17 protein-coding genes and 1 tRNA gene are annotated in these 18,674 nt (G+C 46.0%); 5 read left to right on the top strand and 13 right to left on the bottom strand.

Translation table 11 applies throughout. The features are described 5' to 3' along the window. Window positions 1–129: 129 nt before the first annotated feature. Together argF and argL are read right to left on the bottom strand one after the other, a co-directional pair. Entirely contained in the window at window positions 130–1,134 is a 1,005-nt protein-coding gene (gene argF / locus HV242_RS02385; RefSeq protein WP_050737570.1) for an ornithine carbamoyltransferase, read from the bottom strand. Beyond that, window positions 1,104–1,178: a putative translational regulatory protein ArgL gene (gene argL, locus HV242_RS24140; RefSeq protein ID WP_223399268.1), complete on the bottom strand. Its 75-nt coding sequence runs from the start codon at window positions 1,176–1,178 to the stop codon at window positions 1,104–1,106. The genes argF and argL overlap by 31 nt, the downstream gene beginning before the upstream one ends. 120 nt (window positions 1,179–1,298) lie before the next feature. Here argL and rraB point away from each other — a divergent pair, with 120 nt between their 5' ends. From rraB to HV242_RS02410, 5 genes are all read left to right on the top strand, one after another. Then, on the top strand, window positions 1,299–1,724 hold the full coding sequence (rraB, locus tag HV242_RS02390) for a ribonuclease E inhibitor RraB (protein WP_014168417.1): 426 nt from the start codon (window positions 1,299–1,301) through the stop codon (window positions 1,722–1,724). Between the two features lie 46 nt (window positions 1,725–1,770). Beyond that, window positions 1,771–2,529, top strand: a complete 759-nt coding sequence (gene miaE / locus HV242_RS02395) for a tRNA isopentenyl-2-thiomethyl-A-37 hydroxylase MiaE (protein WP_050737569.1) — start codon at window positions 1,771–1,773, stop codon at window positions 2,527–2,529. Window positions 2,530–2,559: 30 nt separating this feature from the next. Further along, window positions 2,560–3,288, top strand: a complete 729-nt coding sequence (locus HV242_RS02400; protein WP_050737568.1) for a hypothetical protein — start codon at window positions 2,560–2,562, stop codon at window positions 3,286–3,288. 104 nt (window positions 3,289–3,392) lie between these two features. Next, a tRNA-Leu gene (locus HV242_RS02405) sits at window positions 3,393–3,477 on the top strand. 198 nt (window positions 3,478–3,675) lie between these two features. Continuing rightward, the gene (locus tag HV242_RS02410; RefSeq protein WP_181616880.1) at window positions 3,676–4,962 is read left to right on the top strand and encodes a tyrosine-type recombinase/integrase; all 1,287 of its coding nucleotides are present in this window, start codon (window positions 3,676–3,678) and stop codon (window positions 4,960–4,962) included. A 387-nt stretch (window positions 4,963–5,349) separates the two neighbouring features. On the opposite strand, the gene HV242_RS02415 is transcribed toward HV242_RS02410, so the two are convergent. The 11 genes from HV242_RS02415 to HV242_RS02465 all read right to left on the bottom strand — a co-directional run bounded on the left by HV242_RS02415 (window position 5,350) and on the right by HV242_RS02465 (window position 18,151). Further along, window positions 5,350–7,368 (bottom strand): ATP-binding protein, encoded by a 2,019-nt coding sequence (locus HV242_RS02415; protein WP_126354463.1) that lies wholly within the window; start codon window positions 7,366–7,368, stop codon window positions 5,350–5,352. Continuing rightward, window positions 7,365–8,744 (bottom strand): Shedu immune nuclease family protein, encoded by a 1,380-nt coding sequence (locus HV242_RS02420; protein ID WP_181616881.1) that lies wholly within the window; start codon window positions 8,742–8,744, stop codon window positions 7,365–7,367. The genes HV242_RS02415 and HV242_RS02420 overlap by 4 nt, the downstream gene beginning before the upstream one ends. A gap of 9 nt (window positions 8,745–8,753) precedes the next feature. Then, window positions 8,754–9,965: a restriction endonuclease subunit S gene (locus HV242_RS02425; RefSeq protein WP_181616882.1), complete on the bottom strand. Its 1,212-nt coding sequence runs from the start codon at window positions 9,963–9,965 to the stop codon at window positions 8,754–8,756. Between the two features lie 2 nt (window positions 9,966–9,967). After that, window positions 9,968–11,446 carry a type I restriction-modification system subunit M gene (locus HV242_RS02430; RefSeq protein ID WP_181616883.1) on the bottom strand — a complete coding sequence of 493 codons (1,479 nt, stop codon included), beginning with the start codon at window positions 11,444–11,446 and terminating at the stop codon, window positions 9,968–9,970. Window positions 11,447–11,451: 5 nt separating this feature from the next. Next, complete coding sequence (locus HV242_RS02435) at window positions 11,452–13,332, bottom strand: AAA family ATPase (protein WP_181616884.1); 1,881 nt, start codon at window positions 13,330–13,332, stop codon at window positions 11,452–11,454. Window position 13,333: 1 nt separating this feature from the next. Continuing rightward, window positions 13,334–15,649: an EcoAI/FtnUII family type I restriction enzme subunit R gene (gene hsdR / locus HV242_RS02440; protein WP_181616885.1), complete on the bottom strand. Its 2,316-nt coding sequence runs from the start codon at window positions 15,647–15,649 to the stop codon at window positions 13,334–13,336. Window positions 15,650–15,660: 11 nt separating this feature from the next. Further along, window positions 15,661–15,873 (bottom strand): helix-turn-helix domain-containing protein, encoded by a 213-nt coding sequence (locus HV242_RS02445; RefSeq protein WP_032616279.1) that lies wholly within the window; start codon window positions 15,871–15,873, stop codon window positions 15,661–15,663. A 403-nt stretch (window positions 15,874–16,276) separates the two neighbouring features. Beyond that, window positions 16,277–16,711, bottom strand: a complete 435-nt coding sequence (locus HV242_RS02450; RefSeq protein WP_181616886.1) for a putative zinc ribbon protein — start codon at window positions 16,709–16,711, stop codon at window positions 16,277–16,279. Between the two features lie 51 nt (window positions 16,712–16,762). Continuing rightward, window positions 16,763–17,155 carry a putative zinc ribbon protein gene (locus tag HV242_RS02455; protein ID WP_181616887.1) on the bottom strand — a complete coding sequence of 131 codons (393 nt, stop codon included), beginning with the start codon at window positions 17,153–17,155 and terminating at the stop codon, window positions 16,763–16,765. Window positions 17,156–17,272: 117 nt separating this feature from the next. Continuing rightward, window positions 17,273–17,479 (bottom strand): helix-turn-helix transcriptional regulator, encoded by a 207-nt coding sequence (locus HV242_RS02460; RefSeq protein ID WP_181616888.1) that lies wholly within the window; start codon window positions 17,477–17,479, stop codon window positions 17,273–17,275. Window positions 17,480–17,563: 84 nt separating this feature from the next. After that, complete coding sequence (locus tag HV242_RS02465; protein WP_181616889.1) at window positions 17,564–18,151, bottom strand: YagK/YfjJ domain-containing protein; 588 nt, start codon at window positions 18,149–18,151, stop codon at window positions 17,564–17,566. Between the last annotated feature and the right edge of the window lie 523 nt (window positions 18,152–18,674).

Genomic DNA, 18,674 nt, shown 5'->3' on the forward strand with positions numbered 1-18,674 from the left:
CTGGTATGTCCACGCAGGAATTAAGGCGAAAACGTACCTTTTTCAGGCGGAAAAATCAATGAAGCGGCGTCGGTTTACGCCCTCTCCCGGTGGAAGAGGGCCGGGGGGTTGGCACAAGACTACAGAGGATCACTCCCCAAGCGTCGCCACCATCACCGCCTTAATGGTATGCATCCGGTTTTCCGCCTGGTCAAACACAATGCTCGCCGCCGATTCAAACACCTCGTCCGTCACTTCCATTCCGCCGTGCAGATCGAACTCTTTCGCCATCTGCTTACCCAGCGTGGTCTGGTCGTCATGGAATGCCGGCAGACAGTGCAGGAACTTCACGCCCGGGTTACCGGTCAGCGCCATCATCTGCGCGTTCACCTGATACCCGCGCAGCAGGGCAATCCGCTCGGCCCACTTCTCTTTGGCCTCGCCCATCGACACCCACACATCGGTATAGATGAAGTCCGCCCCTTTCACGCCGGCCGCGACCTCTTCCGTCAGGGTGATCTTCCCGCCATTCTTCTCCGCCAGCGCGCTGCACTCCGCCACCAGGCGCTCTTCCGGCCAGCAGGCTTTCGGTGCCACCAGACGCAGATCCAGCCCGGTTAACGCTGCCGCTTCCAGCATCGAGTTACCCATGTTGTTACGCGCATCGCCCGCATAAACCAGCGTCATCTCGTTAAACGCTTTGCCCGGCAGATGCTCCTGCATGGTCAGCAGGTCCGCCAGCAATTGCGTCGGGTGGAACTCGTTGGTCAGCCCGTTCCACACCGGCACACCCGCATACTGCGCAAGCGTTTCGACCACGTCCTGACCGTGACCGCGATACTGAATGCCATCGTACATCCGCCCGAGTACCCGCGCGGTGTCCTTAATTGATTCTTTATGCCCAATCTGGCTGCCGCTCGGCCCTAAATACGTGACGCGCGCGCCCTGGTCAAATGCGGCAACTTCGAAAGAGCATCGTGTACGGGTTGAGTCTTTTTCGAAGATGAGCGCGATGTTTTTGCCAGTAAGCTTTTGTACTTCCTTACCCTTTTTTTTATCGGCTTTAAGCTGAGCGGCAAGGGTCAGCAGGAAATTGAGCTGTGCAGGGGTAAAATCGAGCAATTTCAGAAAGTGTTTCTTGTACAGATCAGACATTTTATCCTCACATGGCAAACGCCACTTATTGAATTAAAATTCACTTTATATGTCTAATTATTCATTTGCAACCCCGTTTCACAAATCTTTCCAACAAAGGTGGAGGCAAACCCGTCCGTGTGTGAAAATAGAAGTATCTGCCGCACTTTAAAGAGGAATGAGCCATGGCAAACCCGGAACACCTGGAAGAGCAACGCGAAGAGACGCGCCTGATTATCGAAGAACTGCTGGAAGACGGTAGCGATCCGGACGCGCTGTACACCATCGAGCACCATTTCTCTGCTGACGATTTCGACGCGCTGGAAAAACTGGCGGTAGAAGCTTTCAAACTGGGTTACGAAGTGACCGAGCCGGAAGAGCTGGAAGTGGAAGAGGGCGACACCGTCATCTGCTGCGATATTCTGAGCGAAGGCGCGCTGAAAGCAGAACTGATCGACGCTCAGGTCGAACAGCTGATGAACCTGGCCGAGAAGTTTGAAGTGGAATACGACGGCTGGGGAACCTACTTCGAAGATCCGAACGGTGAAGACGGCGAAGAAGGCGACGACGAAGATTTCATCGACGAAGACGACGACGGCGTGCGTCACTAAGCGTTTCAGGCGGTGGCGTGTGCCACCGCTTTTTCAAGGCAGAACCATGGATTACCCGCAGATACTCGCCCCCGTTCTTAACTTCCTCCAGTGCCCGACCCCACCAGCATGGATTGATCACGCCCGCGACCCGGCGAATCTGCCGCTGCTGCTCACCGACCACATGGTGTGCGAGCTCAAGGCCGCCCAGACCGCGCTGCTGCTGGTGCGCAAATACGTCGCCGATGAAAGCGGTGCCGACGCGCTGCTCGACTGGCTCAGACCCTACGAAGCGTTCACCTTCCGCGAAGGCCCGGAACCGGATTTTGTGGCCCTGCACAAGCAGATTGGCAAAAGCGTCATGCCCAAAACCGACGATCCGTGGGGCCAGGCGCTTATCGACAGCATGGTGCTGCTGATCAAAGAAGAGCTGCACCACTTCTGGCAGGTGCGCGAGGCGATGCTGGCGCGCGACATTCCGTACGTCAAAATCACCGCCAGCCGCTACGCCAAAGGGATGCTGAAAGCGGTGCGCACGCACGAACCGCTGACGCTTATCGACAAGCTTATCTGCGGTGCCTACATCGAAGCCCGCTCCTGCGAGCGTTTCGCCGCGCTGGCCCCGTTCCTCGACGACGACCTGCAGAAATTCTATCTCTCGCTGCTGCGCTCGGAAGCGCGCCACTATCAGGACTACCTGATGCTTGCCCAACAGGTGAGCGACGACGATATCTCACCGCGCATACAGCTTTTTGGCGAAATTGAAGCCACACTTATCTCGACACCGGACAACGAGTTTCGCTTTCACAGCGGCGTGCCGGTGTAAACCGGCATAGCGAAAAGAAAAGGATGCGAGATGAATAAAACGTGGATCCGTATAGTCGTGGTGACTCTCCTGGCCGCCGTCGTGGCGTTCTGGGTCTACTTCGACAAACAACGCCAGCACACCCCCGAACAGCAGCTTGATACCACCCTCAACGCAATGCCCGCCTGGCAGGTGATAAAAGAGCAGGAGCCTGTGCTTCATCAGCGCATTCTTGACCAGATGGCGACCCTGCAAAAAGCCGGCGAGCCGGAACAGAAGATTATCGACACCATCCAGCCGCAGATCCTGCATCTGCAGATGTCGCGCCTGCAAAACGCGCCGGACGCTAACGTGGTGAACTATATGACGATCAACATGGAGCAGACCGCCGCCATTCAGAAGGTGAGCGACGACGCCTGTTTCCGCTTCCTCTACCCGGGGGTAAAAGGGGGCGTCAACCCGATGCGCATGCTGGATAAAGACCTGATGACGCGGCGCATGCAGGCCGACGCCGACATGATGCGCGCGGCCTACGGCAAAAACCGCCACACTGTGACCCCGGAAGAACGCGAAGCCGCGGTGACGGATGTCCGCCCGATTATGAAAACGCTGGCCGACAAGTACGGCGAGGACATCCAGCTGCTGCAGATGCCGGAGAAGGCGGTGGGCAAAGAGAAGCTCTCCTGCGACATGGTGCAGGAGATGTGGGCGAAGGTGCTGGCGCTGCCAGAGCAGAAGGCGGCAGGCGTGATTCGGCTGGCGGTTTCCGAGGTAGAATGACAGGGCGCTGGTTTTTTGGGCACTTAGCGTAGGTTTAGCGCGTCGCCGCTTGCATGGCGGCGCGCGACAGGTATAATCCACAAAGTTTCCGCATCCCCTTCAGTGCCGAAGTGGCGAAATCGGTAGACGCAGTTGATTCAAAATCAACCGTAGAAATACGTGCCGGTTCGAGTCCGGCCTTCGGCACCATCGGAACATCAATAGACGTCAACGGACGTCTTTTTTTGTGCCTGAAATCCAGTATCTGCAAGGCTTTCCTCGCTTTTTCACTCTTCCTAAGTCAACCTGATTCAATCTACATCAACTTACTGATGCGGGTACAAATGCGGGTATATCCCGGTTCGATAATGTTTGTACCCACACAGAACCCTTGAAAGGATACTCATCATGGCTCTGAGTGATGTAAAAGTTCGTTCGGCTAAGCCTGAAGAAAAAGCCTACAAGCTTACTGACGGTGAAGGCATGGTGTTGCTGGTTCACCCTAACGGTTCCAAATATTGGCGGCTTCGTTATCGTTTTGGCGGTAAGGAGAAGATGCTGGCGCTGGGGAAATACCCTGAAGTCTCGCTGGCGGATGCCAGGGCACGCCGGGATGAAGCCCGTAAGCTATTAGCTAACGGCGTCGATCCCAGTGAAAACAAGAAAGCCGTTAAGGTAGAGCAGGAGCAAGAGGCGATAACTTTTGAAGTGGTTGCCAGAGACTGGCACGCCAGCAATCAAAAGTGGTCTGCATCGCATAGTGCTCGTGTATTGAAAAGTCTCGAAGATAATCTCTTTGCTATTATCGGTAAGCGTAACATTGCTGAATTGAAGACGCGGGATCTGCTCGTACCCATCAAAGCTGTGGAGTCATCCGGGCGTCTTGAAGTCGCCGCCCGTTTACAGCAGCGGACTACCGCGATTATGCGCTTTGCCGTTCAGAGCGGTTTAATCGACTACAACCCTGCACAAGAAATTGCCGGTGCGGTTGCTACGGCGAAAAGACAGCATCGTGCGGCACTGGAGCTTAACCGTATACCTGAACTACTTCATCGTATTGATCATTACTCCGGCAGGCCTTTAACTCGATTAGCCGTCGAGCTCACTTTGTTAGTGTTTATCCGCTCAAGTGAACTACGTTTTGCACGCTGGTCAGAAGTGGATTTTGAAACAGCCATGTGGACGATTCCTGGTGAGCGTGAACCGCTGGAAGGCGTTAAACACTCTCAGCGTGGATCCAAGATGAAGACTCCACATCTAGTTCCTTTATCGCAGCAGGCTCTGGCTATTTTGGAAAAGATCAAAAGCATGAATGGGAACCGTGACCTGATCTTCGTAGGAGATCACGATCCGCGTAAACCCATGAGTGAGAACACGGTGAACAAGGCTCTACGAGTGATGGGCTATGACACGAAAACGGAAATTTGTGGGCATGGATTCAGGACTATGGCGTGTAGTTCACTTATTGAATCAGGATTGTGGTCGAGGGATGCGGTGGAGAGGCAGATGAGCCATCAGGAGCGTAGCTCTGTTCGGGCAGCTTACATCCATAAGGCGGAGCATTTGGGAGAGAGGAGGCTGATGCTGCAGTGGTGGGCGGATTATCTGGATGCCAATCGGGAGAGGGGGGTTAGTCCGTTTGATTTTTCTAAGATTGAAAGTGTGAATCGACAGGGCGATAGTTCCGCTCTGTAAAATTTACTTCGTCAAGTTGGGAAGCTAAATAAAAAGATGCTTAGCCGTGAAGATGGCTCGGCATCTTTTGATCCTCTAATTGATAAAGATCGATATAGTGCGATATCGATTTTTACCTCACATTTTATTTTTTATTACAGTAAGTTGTAGTCATACGCTGTGTGTTACAGGTATGAAGTCATTTTTTGGAAAAATTGATAATTCAGGCCGAAATCTAACTATGGAAAAATGAATAATTCAATATTCCATAGTTACTGCTCAAAAATATCGATTGCTGAAGGGCTAATGTTTCAGTAAAGCTGGATGCAAGAGTTTGTAATCATATACCGCCAGTGTGGCCTGACATTAGCAATATTACATATTCTATTGCTGCCCCCCTAACTAATCCTAAGCGGAAGGCAATCCAAGCTTGTCGAAGAATGCCCGGTTACGCTCTCTGGCCGTTTTTACTAATTGGTCAAAACTAATCACTTCGATATAGGCATGGGAAGGTTCGTTATAACCGAAATAGCCCATCCCATCAGATGTGATCCGCAGATTTGCTCGACGGCAGCGCCGGTGCATGGATTCAGTAAGGTCACAAAGTACATAACAATAGCCCGGTATATCATTATTTCCCGGAATTGGGCGACCGGATTTTGTAGTTACTTTACCCTCGCGTATCCGCTCTAAATAACTGAGCGCCTGATCAATAGGGTCTTTATCTTCACCTTCTCGCATATCATTACGCATGGGGCGTTTGATTTCGATAACTGTAATGGCTGCAAGTGGAAAACTGATCTGGTCGTTAACAAGAAGTGGATTATCAAATACTCTTAGACTGAGCAAGTCTGGCTCTTTGGTTGATTCATTGCCAGTGATTGGCATCGAGCTGAGCGTTTTATCAGAAGCTAAATAGTTATGAAATGCCAAGCGCTCATCGATTAGCCAAAGGTTACAAGAGTCTAGGAAAACCTCGACGGAATCCTTTCGCATAGGCATGATTAGTTCGTGAATTATATCTTCACGGGCGTACTTTCCGTCCTCTAGTCGCTCAATAGATTTTTGTAAAAGGTCGATAATAACCTTGCGGTGTGAAACGTAATTGGCAAGATCTGATTTCTTAAGGTCCCCTGCTTTGCGTAGGTAGTCGCCTAACCGTTCTTTATATTCTTCTACATGCTCTCTATTCTGAGGCAGCATGATGTCATGGCCTTCGCTCACCAACTGACGCTCCACTTCATACCACTGAGCATGCAGGTGTAGTTCCAGCTCTTTATCTGATTTTTCTGGGTCAACGATCAATAACTCTTCTGGAACATAATTGGCAATCGGGCGATAGCGCGGAGCATGATTGTTGATAAAATCATCCACTCGTCTGCGACCAGCTGACACGTTTTCTGCCAAAATATCTTGCAGGTACTCCTTGGTACGAATCAACACGGCTTCCCTAATGTCTTTGAAGCTTACTTCGTTGAGCATGTCCTCAACATCTTCAGCAATATCAAAAGAGGTACGCTCACTGCGCACATGTTGGTTCAGGTAGTCGGAAGATATGTAACATGTATAAGTAAACTCACCGGAAACGTCAGAAATTTTTCCGTACAGTCCAGGAATTTTTCCTTGAATGGACTCTTCTTTAACCAGTCGATTAGCTGCGCAGAGTGCCAGTTGGTGTTTTTTATTAACGGATGCACGAAATTTGATATGAGTTAATTCGAATTGGTGGCCACGAATTGTTATTGTTTCGAGAAAGGCGCTGGCATGCATATGCTCTTGGAGCAAAAGATCGAGGTCAAACACCTCGTCCGCGTCTTCTAGAAGTATCTTGGGTGCGCTTCCTTGCCGTACGAAATACCATAGAACATGTTCCAGCAATTGATTGGCTATGGACTGGCCTTTTGCAGGAACCTGCTTTCGAAAGTTTTCATCAAAATCGAGAAGTTTTATAATGGTGCCAGATTTTTCGTATGTGGCTTCTACAACCTTTTCACCGTGGACTCCCGATTTATCGTCGAAGCGAAATATGCGTTTTTTAAGCTTATCATCAACATCGAAAAAGTGGCTTTCCACTTCGACCAGACCAAACACTTTAAGCCACATCAGACGGCCAACACCCCTGCACCCCTTGTCAATTTTGTGGTCAGAATCTAGGGTTTCAAATGACTTAAAGTTGGCTTCGTCAAATCCACAGCCATTATCAATTATAGTGAAGCCGATGATTGGCGATTGGGATTTTGCGTCTAAATCTAGGCTGCCTTGAGTGGTGCGATTGATGCGAAGGATAACCTTTCCATCAGTAGTGTTATTGGTCTCCTCAATAGAATGAATGGAGTTTACCACTGCCTCAAATACTGGCATTAGGCCGTGACTCTTAGGCAATGAAGTATTTCGTAAGCGGCCCTTTAAATTTGTTTGTAGGCTCACGGTGCAACCTCCTCTTTTTCATCGCTATTGTTGAGAAACTCGTGCAGTTGCTTTAACTTGAGTAAGAGCTCATCAAATGTAGTGATTTGCACGTTCTTCGAATTACGTCGGTACATCTCAAAAGACTTTTTCTCGTCTTCATCACTTGGCATAGTACCAATCACTAGAATACAGTGAACAGCATATGATTCAATGTCATAAATTCGATTGTTGTTCTTTATAGTGGCGATGTTTTGCTGTAGCTGATAACACTGATCGAGTACTTGTGTTACAGAACCGGTAAGTTCTGTGGAGGCGCAATAAACAGATCCTCTGTAGGGTTTTTTATTCAGTAAGACGGAAGAGGGCTTTTTGATTTCAATGAGAGCTAAGTTGTTCGTTATACCATTTTTAATTAGATAGTCCGTTATTTTTTCGCCATCACCAGTCAAACGTTTTCCGCCAATACTTGCCTGGTCTGATATTTTTATTGCCGGATAGCCGAAGGCTAGACTCAAGATAAATGGGTTTTGATTGAAGATTTTCTGCCAGGTATCTTCTTTAGTCTTTTTGTTTAGCAAGTCTTCATAAGAACTAATTAAACGCTCTAATGAAACCAACTCGATATCATTTTTCAACTTGGCCAAGGTGAGTGAGTCGGTTTGTTTTACCACTGATTTGTCTTCCGTAACCATATTCATAGCGGCTTGCTTATCAGTATCCGTTATCTTGATCCGAAGCATCTTGCTAATGTGATCATTGTCGGTATGTAATGGTTTTTGCTCAACACCCAATTGATAAGCAATATGGTTGTAGGTGGCGGCTGCCTTCGTTATACGCGCAACTTTCCGAGTTCTTTCTGTTATGCGGTTACAAGCGCGGCGCATTTCATCATAATCATACAAATTTAGATTAAAACATTCATAATCAGTATCGCCGGTTTTTTCCTTATTAATAAGAAGACATTGAAACTTTGTGTGCTCTTCAATGGCTGAAATTATCGCACGATATTCTTTTGTCAATCCCAAACCATAGCGAATGTCTTTGATAAAACCTGCTGGCAAAATTTGCAAGCATTCAATCACCTCTTCTTTTGTGTAAGGTGCAGAGTGAAGATAAATTTCAATATCAATTTGATTTATTCTTTCATACTTATTTTTTAAGTATTGCGGATGGGTAGGCAAGGTATATATGGGAAAGATCGAGATAAAACCATCCTGACCGCTAAAAAGTGCAATCTTTCTTTTGTGCTGACTCGGATCGTTCGAATCCATTCCTGCAACTTCTAGATCATAGGGGCTCGGAAGATAAAATATTTCCGTGCAGTTAGGAAATAATTCTTCAATCTCAATATTCAGATCTTCAGGGCTGAAATCTTCGGGCAATAGCTTAGCCATGCTCCCTCCTTAGAGCTCGCCTTTAAAGGCGGAATCGAGAATTGATGCTTTTAGAGAACGCATCAGGTCTACTTTTTCAATTAACTCTGCCCTCACATTCTTTCTGAAGAGCGAAACCTCATCAATTTTATTGCAAATAGCTTTTTGCAGCTCTGCTCCAGGCGCACAGAAGGAAAGTTCTTTTATTCCTTTCTGATTAATGATGGGTAATGTAGCAGTTGATGCATTTGCAAGAATTTCAGGTTTGATAAAACGAAACCAGTAATATGCATACCTAGGCATGATGTCCTTGCTGAATTTCATACCTGTAATTTGCTGGTTAGAACTTGCATCACGTTCCAGATAGCCTATTTTTCCTATGGTTGCGCCAATAGCCACGAGCAGTACGGTGCCCGCATCAAATTTACGTGCTTTACCCGCATCAAACGCTTTTTGACTCAGCTTTTTATTGGAGTTCGTAAGAATGTCATGATCACCAAAGTCAGACGGTGAAAACCAGTTAATGTCACCATCATCATAAAAATCAGGTTGCTTCGTCGGTGGTGTTGTACCTGTTTGTATTTGAACAATATGTTCTTCAACCTTAGATAATCCTATTTGTTCAATTGCTAACTTCATTTGTTCATTTATCGTGCTAGCATACAATGCATCAGCCAGCGAAATACTTTCCTGCAAATGCTCAATGGCGGTGTCGATACGGGTGAGCAGTGCATCGAGCTTTTCGGCGATGCGTTTTTGTTCTTCTCGGGGAGCGATAGGAACGATAAATTCAGAAAGCTTGGTGCCATTGATATTTGGCTGGGCTGCACCTGCTGCATTCAGGCCAACAACTTCCCAGTAGGCTGGTGTTAAAAAGAAATAGCTTAAATATTCGGGAACGATTTTTTCTTGGTTGGGAGTAATCCTGATTAAATACGATGCGAAAACTGCATCTGTTGGAGCATTCTTGATTAGAATAGATTTTCCCGCAGTCGCGCCACTACGAGCAAAGACTAAGTCGTTATCGTTCAAAGCGTACTTTCTGATTTCTTTTTCTTTGAGGGATACAGTCGGAACGCCCTGCCAATCAATTTTTCCATTTTGGATATCAGTAATACGTAAGAACTTTGCATTGCCATTGCTTTCCGCTTTGGCTGTATGTCCATATTGGATATTATGGCTTAACTTCTTTACAGACTGCCATTCCCAACCATCAGGCAATTGATATAATACCTGCTCCATAATTACTTCTCCGCCAATAGGTTTTCAATTTCATCCAACAGGCTAGATACCAGCTTTTCCTTGATGCGGATCTGTTTGAGGATATCTTTTGGTGCTAAGTGCTCGGTATCTTTCTGTTTAGCTGGATTTTTGGCAGATAAGTCATAATCTTCAGACAGTTTACTCGCTGATATCGTCCATGAGCGAGCTGTGGTTTCTCGGTTATTATACAGCTCAACAAACTCTTTCAGGTGGTTGTCGGTGATGGGTTTGTTTTTGGTGAGTTTTTGTTCTGGTTCACATTCATAGTACCAAACATCACTGGTACAGCCACTTCGTTCAAAAAATAGCACGTTGGTTTTTACGCCGGAATAAGGCAAAAATACCCCAGCAGGTAAGCTTAAAATGGTGTGCAGGTTAAAGTTTTCCAGCAACTCTTGTTTAACCTGTTTAAAAGCGCTGTTGGTCTGGAATAGCACACCTTCTGGCACCACAATCGCTGCTTTGCCTCCGCTTTTCAGGGTTTTCATAAAGTGCTGTAAAAACAGCAACTCGGTGGCGTTGCTTTGGATGGGGAAGTTTTGCTGAATCTGCGACTTTTCTTTGCCGCCAAACGGCGGGTTGGCCAGAATAATGTTATAACGGTCTTTTTCCTGAATATCGCGAATATTCTGGGTCAAGGTATTACCACGGAATAGGTTGGGTGATTCGATACCATGAAGGATCATATTCATCATACCCATGACATAGGCCAACGAGGTTTTTTCATATCCGAAGAAAGTATCGCGCTGAATGAAGTCCCATTGCTCGGTAGAGAGTTCATTCTTTTTGCTCTTCAGGTGCTCAAAGGCTTCAACCAAAAAACCGCATGAACCTGCCGCCGCGTCGTAAATGCTCTCACCGGGCTTGGGGTCTATCACCTGCACCATAGCTCGCACTACAGGACGAGGAGTATAAAACTCACCCGCATAACCACCAGCATCGCCCATGTTTTGCAACAAGCCTTCATAGACCAAAGAAAGCTCGAATAAATCGGACTCAGACTGGAAGTTCAGACTATCCACAATATCCAGCACTTCGCGCAGGGTATGACCAGAGGCTACTTTGTTATCCAGATATTGAAATATCGCGCCAATTTTGTAGGTGAAGGATTTTGGGTTTACGGCATTTACTGTTACGTTGGCGAAGCTTTTCAGGTAAGGAAAAAGTTGACTGTTCACATAATCGGTCAGGTCATCTCCTGTTTTAGCACGCGTCAAATCCAGCTTGCCATCGGCTGTCTTGGGGCAAGCCCAAGTTGTCCAGCGGTGCTCCTCATCCAGTACAGGTTGATAGTTTTTGCCGGACAATACTGCTTCGTCTTCTTTTTCGGACTCGTAATCATCGAGAAACTTCAGGAACAATACCCAAGAGGTTTGTTCTGTGTAATGCATGGCACCGCTGATACCATCGTCACGGCGCAGAATGTCGGTTATACGGTCAATTTTTGGTTGCAATGACATATTTACTATTTCCCGATGATAAAATCATACATACTTTTGATGTCTTCGCTTATTTCGCTAGGATGCATCATGGATATATATTCTAACAGCAATTCCCGATTTAACCCATAGGGAGGTGCCTCAACATTCTCAATAAATGGCGACAGTATGTTTTTTACAAATCTTGATGGTAGTGAAGCAAGATAGTGATTGTAAACTGGACCGCTGGTAATGGTTGTTTTTTTTCCTTTGGTTACTTCTTTATCTTCTATTAATAATTGATAGTCATTGTTTTTATATTCCAGTAAGTAATCACTGCTATAGCCTTCACGTAAATATGAAGCTTCAGGTAATCTATTTTTATTATTCAACACAGCAACGCAACCGCCTAGTGCGGAATAAGAAAGAAGATAGTGTTTTATTTCACGTCTCCGCCAGCTTAAAACACTTGTTTTAATATTGTTATCACTTCCTATCTTTATACCCTGCACTATAAGAGGTGACTCATCAGTGCCTATACCATCTATAGGGAGATTATCTCTATCACACACTAAGAAAATATCTTTGGTTTTTATGTCCAAACCTTCGCAAAACTTGTTGAAATTTTGTACCCAGGAAATTTTTGACTCTGCAAATTTAGCGTTGTGTGTATTCCAACCAGAGTTAACCTTAACTACTGCGACTTGATCAAAAAGGTGATCAAATTCTGCATCATAATCAAAATCAGGTACGCCGATTATTCTTTTATATTGCTTGTAAAGCTCTTTAAAAATAAACCAATCATTGGTATCATCAATGAGTACTATTTTTTCATAATACGTCAAAGCTCGAAATTCAGATTTTTTTATATTGGATAACTGTGCGAGTCGAGTAATTAATTCACCAGAGTCTGAAGGAAGGTAAATTTTACCTTTATTTATAATTCTTATGTTTTCAACGCCCACACAATATATTGAATCTAGTAGGTGTGTTGTCGAAATTGTTTTTCCTTTAGTTTCTTTTAGGCAATTCCAAAATCTTTCGACGTTTTTAAAATGAAGATGAGAGTCTGCCTCATCAAAAATAAATATAGTTTCTTCACTATCGAATAGATCAATGATTGAATATAAAAAAAGAATTTGAAACTCACCATCACTTAAGTCTCCGAGCTCTAGACCGTTTTTTAAAAATAAAGACGACGCTTCTTTATCCAAAAAATTAGTGTTATGACAAGCTCTGATAAAGAAACCTATCTCTGGATCAAAAGTTATCTTTGATGCATCACCATCCTCTAATCGCTCAGTGTCAAAAGATACGGATAGCACATCATCTTGACGTATATCAAAAACATTTTTCTTGATTGGTTCATCAAAGTCATATTGATCCTGTATACAATTTTCAATAAAACTTTCCAGTGTGCGATGAAATGCGGTCTGTCTTATCGTGTTCGTATCTCCTCTGGCCTCTCTGTTTAGAGCGTCTTGAACTTGCCTCACATATTGTGAGTCTACCCGAAAGGCAATTTTCAGAATACTTGAGGTGTCCAACCCATCGACTTCATCGGCATAACCGGAGCTGATGAGAAATTGTCTAACCTTGCCTGATTTTTTTATAGAACTGGCAAGGAATATCAATAACTTAGACCATGATTTATCGAAATAGAAACAAGAGAATTGCAAATTATTCTCATCTGTTTGTGTCTGTCTTAAATAGCGAAGGAATTCATTTGAAAACTTCTCGTTTTGGCCAGAAGAGAAACAAACAATCTTTTGACCTGTATAGTCCTTTTTAGAGAGTTTTTGATTGAAAATTGATTGGAGAACACTTGACTTCCCTGAACCATTTTCACCAATTAAAGTGGTAACTTTATTGAGGTATATTGTTTGTGGATGATCGTATAATACATTAGGTATTAAGTTTAATTCCATTTTAGTTCACATGATAAAGTTGCTGTTGTAATTGTTTAAATGCTGCTAATACAAATGCAGGTTTACCGCCAAAAGCTATTGAAGCGTCTTTGATAGTACCCACACCCGAGAGCTCGATCAGTGCAGGTAGACGCTCTCTGGATAATTCCATAACGCCAATCTTCTCATAACGACTCAAAACAAAGTGCAGAAATTTATTAGCTCTGCCCTGTGGATACTGAGCAAAGAAAACAGTATTCGACCGAAGCGCCTCAACTCTGGATTTACGCGTTGCCATCGGTCTTTCAAACGCTAAAAATGCTAGTAGATCGAATATGTCACAGTCGTCGGCCTCGAACATGCGCCGCAGAGCGGATAGCTGCTCTGTGTCAAAGCCAGCTTGTACCAGCTTGGTTAGCAGTTGTTCGCGCAAGTCAGGATCTGACCAAATATCTCTGAGTTCATCGATACTTTTGAATAGTCCTGGCAATTGTTGAATTAGCCGTTCGATAAACTCCTGAATCGAGAGAGGCTTACCGCTCTCGTCGATATAGCGGGTTTCTATATCGATGACCTTGAGTTCACGGTGTTTACCGAGTTTTACTTTCAGTCGTGGGCGTGATTCGCTTGGTTCAGATTCTGTCCTATCTCCACCTTCTGGTGGCTCGGGTGAATAGGGTGGCGGCGTAGGTTCTCTGGTGCCACCCGGCTCGGGGGCTTGGGGCTCGCCATCCCATTCTTCGTCATAGAAGTTATTGGTCGCACCACGAAAATCCACGATGGTGAAGTAGTCTTTACCGTCGAACACTCGAGTACCACGACCAACAATCTGTTTGAACTCCACCATTGAGTCTATGGTTCGATCCAGCACTACGTTGCGTACGTTACGGGCATCAACGCCGGTAGTGAGCATTTGTGATGAGGTAATAATGGTAGGGATGTTTTTGTCATTGTCCTGAAATTTTTCCAGCAGTTCGCGACCGATCTTGCCTTCGTCACTGGTGACCCGTACACAGTAATGCGGATCTTTAACTGATTTGTTTTTATTAATCATGTCGCGCATGGTTAGCGCATGATTTTGGTTTTCACAGAAGACAATAGTTTTATCCAGCGGGTTGATGTTTTGCAAAATTGCTTTCGCAACCAACTCAGTGCGTTCATCTACAATGATTTTGCGGTCGTAATCTTCGACCTGATATAAATCTTGACTAGATTCACCTTCGACGATGACATCATCATTGGTGAGAACTAATTCATCCAAATTAGTCCTAATGCGCTTGACCCGGTATGGTGTGAGAAAACCGTCGTTGATACCATCTTTTAGTGAATACACATAGGCAGGCTGGCCAAAATATTCATAGGTGTCCACGTTGTCTGTACGTTTTGGTGTGGCAGTCAAACCCAAATGCACGGCGCTACTGAAGTGATCAAGAATGGCTCGCCAGGAACCTGCTTCATTTGCAGCACCTCTGTGGCATTCATCAATCAATACCATGTCAAAGAAATCTTTGGGATAGGCTTTATAGTAGCCATCAATGTTTTCCCGTTCCGCAATCGCCTGATAGATCGCAAAAAAGATGTGTGCGTTGGTGGGCACAACGCCATTGCGCTTGCGAACTTCCTCCCCATTAATTTTAATCAAATCATTTTCATAGGGGTTGAAGGTGTTAATGGCTTGGTCTGCAAGGATATTACGATCGGCCAGAAACAGAATGCGTGGTCTGCGCGAACCGGGGTTGTCGCGGTTCCAGCGAGCCTGAAATACTTTATGAACGATTTGGAAGGCAATGAATGTTTTACCAGTGCCAGTAGCTAGTGTGAGCAAGATTCGGGATTTACCTTCACCGATTGCGTCTGTAGCGGAATGGACTGCCAGTTCCTGGTAATAACGTGGTTGCATTGCTCCTTCCAAGTGAAACGGGATCTTTCTTAGTTCTTGACTTAATCCCGTAGTTTCACTTGTATAGCGTTTTTCTAGCTCTACAGGTGTTGGATAGAACTCAATATAGTCGCCTTTGCCTGTTTCCAGATCGAATTCGTAGGTTTGCTTACCGTTGCTTGAATAGACGAAACGAACGCAAAGCTTCTTAGCATAGTCGATGGCTTGTTGCAGGCCTTTCGTAGGATGCTCGGATTCTTTTTTAGCTTCCACCACTGCCAAATAGCGACTGTCTTTATGAAGCAGATAATCCACAAAACAACGCCGCCCACGCACACCACCTGCCATCTTTCTACCGTCGGTGAAGTAATGCTCCCGGCTGATGTTGCTCGATAGCCAACCAGCTGAAACCAAAGCTGGATCAATATAGTTCGCTCGAGTATCTGCTTCAGAGGCCATTAGGCTGCTCCTTAGTCATTTTGGCTTGGCATCAATTCCAATAGCTCACCAACAGTGCAATCGAATAGTACGCAGATCTGCTTAATGGCATTTAGATCTACCTTCTGTGCCGTCTCTTTATAGAGCAGGGTCACTGTAGCGCGGCTGAGCCCAGTTTCCCTTGCAACGTCTGCAATGCGCAATTTGTGTTCGCCCATCATTCGGGCGAGGTGGCAGCGGATCATGGTTGTGACTCTGGGTATAGTGGTAACTTAAGAGAATACCACGACTTACTGATTTACAAAGTGTTTTGTGAGTTGAAGTTGAATTTTGACGTTTAAACTACGTTTTTAGGTATTGGTAACAATAGGGCTGGCAAAGAAATGACACAGATTGAAGATCGTCGAGTTGGCTTAACTAAGGACCCCTATTAATTGATAACTCTTTGCTAGTTAAAATCTTTGTATCATTTGTCAAATGTACCAGACAAAACAAAAATTATTGCGAACGATACCGCATCGTGGCCAATGCTTAACCATATGTTGCATTTATATCAACGATATCAATAATTTTTATTAAGTCATGGGATGAGCAATGGACAGGAACACTCAGGGATTTGCATCATAACCAACTGCGAGAACAAATACCTCATTTCGCAAATGTCACCGGTATCGTCAGGGTATCAAGGTCATTCATTTCTGTGCTGTAGATATGTTCTCCGCACTCCGGGCAACACCGCTGACCATGATAATCACGTTGGCAGAGTACGCAGAAGTAATCTTTTTCTGAAGGTGCTATGACGGATACATCATCACGTTCAATAAGTGCCTTCACTACCTGCTCAAAGGCTGATATTGGTTTGTACTGCGAAATAACACGGTATTCACAGTGCATCAACCTGTGTACTTTTGCTTCTTCTAGGTGATGTTCAAAATAACCGCCGCAGTCATGCGTCCAGTGTAAGCGCAGGGGATTGTTGCAGGAACGACAGTACCAGGCTCCCCGCGATCGCGGGCTTAAGTTTCTGGTGTGAGCGACCTGGCCCTTGTGGTCAAGGGCGGTACGAATTGTGCGAAATTGCATGGTGTAAATCCTGTGATGATATCGAGATGGCAAGTGGCAGATAGCGCAGCCTCATTCTGCGCAACGTTCAGTGCTGTGGTCACCGGTCCGGCAGTTCTGGCAGTAACGTTCACCATGGTAATCACTGCCACAACCGCAACAATTCCATTCGGCCCTGCATACCAGCGGTAAGACTTTCGGCACATAGCGACGCAGCATGCGTATCCGTCTAGTTTCTTTCGGCTCAGGGCGTACGTATGGAAAATGGTGGCGTCCGTTCTCCGTCAGGTCTTGCCATGTGTGCTCAAACGATGGGAGGTTAGTACCCCATTCATGGTGGAATACCAGAGCGCTACCGCAGAGGTGGCAGGTGTAGCGGTCGTAAGGGTGAAGCTGTGCAGTGACCGCGCCCGTGAGGCGCTGATTACCATCAAGGGCGATAAAAGATTTGGCGTAAATCGTCATAGTATTGGTCCTTTACTGTACGACGCGCAGGGCTAAACCGTCCCGGGGAGGGCAGCAGTGCAGGTCATACGACTGGTGGTGTTAAATCAGATGGGGAATGTGATTGCGTTCGACAGGTTACTGACGGGACTGTGCAATGCGTAGCTGTAGCCAGGCTTCCACTTCGCTTTCAAGCCAGCGGGAGCTTCTGCCCAGCTTGATGGGCTTCGGGAACTCACCGTCCTGTATGAGCTTATAAAACCATTTGTCGGTTAAGCCGGTGAGTTGTGTGATAAACGCCATATCGACAAATTTGTCGGTAAGAAGGCTGGCAGGTGTAGTCATCGTTTTTCTCCTTAAGTGAATGGGATAAGGAGCCAGGTATGGTGAGCGCAGACTCCTTCAAACGATGTGGCACTGGCGTAATTTTTAACTGGCTTTTCGCCGCCTGCCTGCTGTCCGTGGCGCAGGAATATTACTCAACTGGCAGATAACCCCCAGGCTTTTCTGTGCCTGCTTGCTGAGATAGCTCAGGATGTACTGCATACCTCTGCGGCCCTTGGCATCGTTATAAGAGGTCACCCATTCTCCTCGCACGCGATAATGCTCTTTAGGCTCACAGCGGTGCGTGTGTCCTTCTCCCCATGTCACATACTTCCAGGTGTCCCTGAGTGCTTCAAAGACGGTCCAGACCTGGCGATGCTTCTGGCCGTTGAGGTAAAACGCGGCGTGGATGTGGTAACCATGCTGTTCAGTTTGTTCCAGTACCCATGCGTAACCCACCAGCCCGTTGATATCCCCGCAGCGTTGAATCAGTAATGTGATATCCGCTACTGTTGAATGAATATCTCCCTGACCATGCAAATCGCTGTCCTGAAGGTACGAGAAGTCCACACGTAGCATCAGTAGCTTGGAATAACGCTCAAATAACTGGTCCTGATGTCGTCGTAGCTTTCGGTTTAGGGCTGTGTGCTGAACGTAGCTGAGATTGATATCGCTCGTGTCGTGGTAGCTCATGTCTGATTCTCCATGTGAGTGTATTCGTCATGGGAATGGACATTGGCGTCAGTTTTGAAATGGGTGCAGGAGAGCGGTAAGTATCGCGGTACCATGCTGATTGCCGTGCTCGGGCATCGCTCCTGGGAGTGGAGGGTTACGAAAGTGCTTCTCTATAAAATATCATTTTATTCCTTAATTAATTGATTTCGGTCCCATGTTCATGCACTTCAAGGAAGGAGCATTTGCTCATCTCATTGCGTTGACCTTGTCGGCACCTTCGCCAATTTTGACCAGAAGATTTTTAAATTATCTTACCAACTACAGACTCTTCCCAGGACCTGACTCAGCAGCATAAGAGAGACGAGTCTAGGCCGCTCTTCGTTATACTGCTGTGATAAATAGGCCAGAAAGAAGCGGAGAAGGCAGTTTGCAGAGCATTTTTGGCATAAAACCCAGTATTAATGGCATCTGCAAGTGAGGTAAATAATTAAAAAACGACGATATGAGTCATAAAAGACGACGATTTATTGTATTAAAATCG

Origin of the sequence: Enterobacter sp. RHBSTW-00593 (assembly GCF_013784105.1) — a bacterium.
Lineage (GTDB): Bacteria > Pseudomonadota > Gammaproteobacteria > Enterobacterales > Enterobacteriaceae > Enterobacter > Enterobacter ludwigii.